This window comes from Pseudoalteromonas sp. SR45-5 (genome assembly GCF_014163565.1).
GTDB lineage: Bacteria > Pseudomonadota > Gammaproteobacteria > Enterobacterales > Alteromonadaceae > Pseudoalteromonas > Pseudoalteromonas distincta.
In genome coordinates this window covers 1-3,272 of record NZ_JACJDN010000466.1, presented here as the reverse complement: position 1 = coordinate 3,272, position 3,272 = coordinate 1, and the positions used below count along the sequence as shown (strand labels likewise).

4 protein-coding genes are annotated in these 3,272 nt (G+C 39.0%); 3 read left to right on the top strand and 1 reads right to left on the bottom strand.

Translation table 11 applies throughout. The annotated features are described in order from the left end of the window. Nucleotides 1–635: phosphoribosylaminoimidazolesuccinocarboxamide synthase (locus tag H5072_RS15190; RefSeq protein ID WP_310735888.1), on the bottom strand; the 635-nt coding region annotated here is incomplete at its 3' end. 178 nt (nt 636–813) lie between these two features. On the opposite strand from H5072_RS15190, the gene H5072_RS15185 reads away from it, so the two are divergent. The 3 genes from H5072_RS15185 to H5072_RS15175 form a co-directional block, all read left to right on the top strand. Beyond that, nucleotides 814–1,884: a CDP-glycerol glycerophosphotransferase family protein gene (locus tag H5072_RS15185; RefSeq protein ID WP_154903586.1), complete on the top strand. Its 1,071-nt coding sequence runs from the start codon at nt 814–816 to the stop codon at nt 1,882–1,884. Between the two features lie 7 nt (nt 1,885–1,891). Then, nucleotides 1,892–2,590: an ABC transporter ATP-binding protein gene (locus tag H5072_RS15180; protein WP_138489674.1), complete on the top strand. Its 699-nt coding sequence runs from the start codon at nt 1,892–1,894 to the stop codon at nt 2,588–2,590. Continuing rightward, the coding region (locus tag H5072_RS15175) for an ABC transporter permease (RefSeq protein WP_182693996.1) at nt 2,587–3,272 on the top strand (686 nt) is incomplete at its 3' end. The genes H5072_RS15180 and H5072_RS15175, both read left to right, overlap by 4 nt.

The following is a 3,272-nucleotide window of genomic DNA, read 5'->3' as shown; positions in this document are numbered from 1 at the left end:
GTTACATCATCTGCCGATTTAAAGTTAAATACATCTAAGTTATTAGTAATATTAGCGCGAGTAATATTTACATCATCAACAGGCGGAATATCAGCAACGCCTTCAATAATACCTTTTGTTGACGGCGTAATTAAAACGTTATCAAGCTTTTGGTTCGCTTTTAAACCCTCTGGCAAGTCAATACCACAAAAGTTACGTATGCCTTTAGCGTAGTCACGCCACATGCTGCCCGTAATATATTGGCGAGCAATTGCCTCTACTTTTACGGTACTGGCCTTGCGTACAATCCACACATACGGATGCGGAATATCTACAATATGATTACCCGCAAGACCCGCTTTATCAAATAACTTAAACCAATGGGCTGCCACTGAGTTTAACGCTATACCTTTACCTGGCACGCCATTTAAACCATTTTCGCCTTGCCAAATGCAATCAAATGCAGAAATTCGGTCTGAAATAACCATAATCGCAAGCTCAGTACCTGTCGGTACTTGGTAGCCTTTGTCTTTAATTAATCGTGCGCTGTCTTCATCAGTTAACCAATAAACTGAACGAACTTTACCGCTGTGTACTTCACCTTTGGTACGAATGGGTAAATCATCGTTTACGTCTAAAACTTTATAGCTAGTCATGCTATCTCCGGGGTTAGGGATGCTCTTTGAGCAAAGTATGGTATGGGGTTATATGGGCTGTATAATAATCTAGCCAACCTCAAAGCTCAATCGGATGCTTAAAACAAATAAAGGCATATATTTATAAGCGAGTCGCAATGAGGTAAACTTAATGTGCCAACCAGCCTGAGGAGATAGCTTGAACTACTTAACTGCCACTAAAAATAAAAAATACTTGATGTATATCTCTCAAAATTATTCGTACGCTATCTTGAGACCTTTGCAGGCGCAAATATTGGCACATGGTGGTGAAGTACGCTGGTTTTTAGCGGGTAGCGAAGTAAACCCTGATTTTTTAACCACAGACGAGCCACGTTTACATACCATAAAAGATGTAAAAAGCTGGGCTCCAAACATTACATTTATACCGGGTAATATAGTACCTAGCTTTATTCCAGGTAAAAAAGTAGCTGTATTTCATGGTTTTAATTCTGAAAAGCGCAGCTCTGAAGGTAATCGTGGTCATTTTACTATTCGTGGTTGTTACGATTTATATTGTACGCAAGGCCCAAATACAACAACCCGATTTAAAGAGCTAGCTAAGCAGCATGGTTTCTTTAAAGTAACTGAAACTGGCTGGCCAACACTCGATCCACTTTTTAGTAATACTTCAAATAATCCTTATGTAAGCGACGACCCTCGCCCTACTTTACTTATATGCTCTACTTTCTCACGAAAGCTATCACTTGCTCCTAAATTATATGAGCAAATAAAACATTTTAGTGAACAAGGTAAGTGGCGTATTTTGATGCAGTTTCATCCTAAAATGCCTGCCGAATGGGTTAATAAATATAAAGCGCTGAGTAACGAAAATCTAACATTTATTGAAACCGATAACGTTTTGCCGTTACTGAAAGCTGCTGATGTTATGCTGTGCGATACATCGTCAGTTCTTTTAATGTTTTTACTACTACGTAAACCGGTAGTCACGTTTTGTAATCAAAAACCACTTCCTCATTTACTTGATATTACCGACGCAGATGAAGTAGAAGCAGCTATTGAACACGCGCTTACTAAACCTAGTGATTTAATGCAAAATATTGAAAGCTATTGCCAGGAACTTCATCCGTATACCGATGGCCAATCTAGCCAACGCGTATTAAATGCAGCTAATGAATTTTTACAAAGTAACGAAAAACTAAAACCCAAGCCATTAAATATAATAAGACAGCTAAAAATGCGTAAAGATCTAAACTACTGGGGTTGGTAATCGGATAATGATAAACCTGAAAAACGTAACTTTTAAGTGGCATAAAAGCGATAGCTCACCCACGCTCAACATAAAAGAGTTAGTTATAGAAAAAGGTGAGCATATTTTTTTACACGGTCCTAGTGGCTCAGGTAAATCGACCTTATTAGCGATTCTTGCTGGCATTAATACAGCCACTAGCGGTGAGGTATCAATTTTAAACCAAAACCTAACTAAATTAAGCAATACCACCCGTGATGTTTTTAGAGCGGATCACATTGGCTACATTTTTCAAAACTTTAACCTGCTTCCTTATTTAACTCCTATTGAAAATATAACGCTTGGGTGTGAGTTTTCAAAAAGCCGAAAACAAAAAATATTAAAGAAATCATCAAATAAAAACTCTGCCTTACAAAAAGAAGCGATACGGTTATTAAATGCTTTAGGCCTTACTGCCCAGTATCACCATAAAGATGTAGCGACATTGAGTATTGGACAGCAACAGCGCGTTGCTGCCGCTCGCGCATTTATAGGCAGCCCTGAACTAATAATTGCCGATGAGCCCACATCAGCACTCGATACAAATAACCGTGAGAGCTTTATAAACCTACTGTTTGAACAAGCAAAGTTATCTAATAGTACGCTGGTATTTGTGAGCCACGATGAAACACTAAAGCCTTTATTTAACCGCTCCATTGATCTTATAAATTTGCAGGAGCAGGTATGATTCTCGCTAAACTTGCTTACAAAAGCTTATTAAATCGCCGCGCAAGTGTACTGCTTACATTATTTACTATCGCAATTAGTGTAATGCTACTTTTGAGTATTGAACGTGTACGAATTGATGCTAAAAGTAGTTTTAGTAATACTATTTCGGGCACTGATTTAATTGTTGGTGCGCGTACCGGCGATATACAGTTGCTGCTTTCGTCAGTATTTAGAATTGGCCATACTAATAACGGCGTAAGTTGGAAAAGTTATCAATACATAACAAGTCAGCGAGGCGTAAAATGGAGCATACCTATAAGCCTAGGCGACAGCCATAAAGGCCAAGCGGTACTAGGCACAACACTTGATTACTTTAGCCATTATCGCTTTGCAAAAAAACAAAATTTAACCTTTAACAAAGGCCACCCTTTTGCCGCAATTAACGAAGTGGTGCTAGGTAGCGAAGTTGCAAATAAACTAGGCTACAAACTTAACGACTCTATTGTTATATCGCACGGCATGGGGAACACCAGTTTTCATCATCATGACGATAACCCATTTAAAGTCGTCGGCATTTTAAACCCAACAGGCACGCCAGTTGATAAAACGCTGCACATTCCTTTGGCTGCAATCGATTTAATTCACGGCGGTAAAGCGAGCTATGGGCATGAGCATGAGCATGAGCATGAGCATGAGCATGA

Excerpts from the sequence above, each read along its gene's own strand:
- H5072_RS15180 (WP_138489674.1), top strand. The coding sequence starts at position 1,892 with ATGATAAACCTGAAAAACGTAACTTTTAAGTGGCATAAAAGCGATAGC.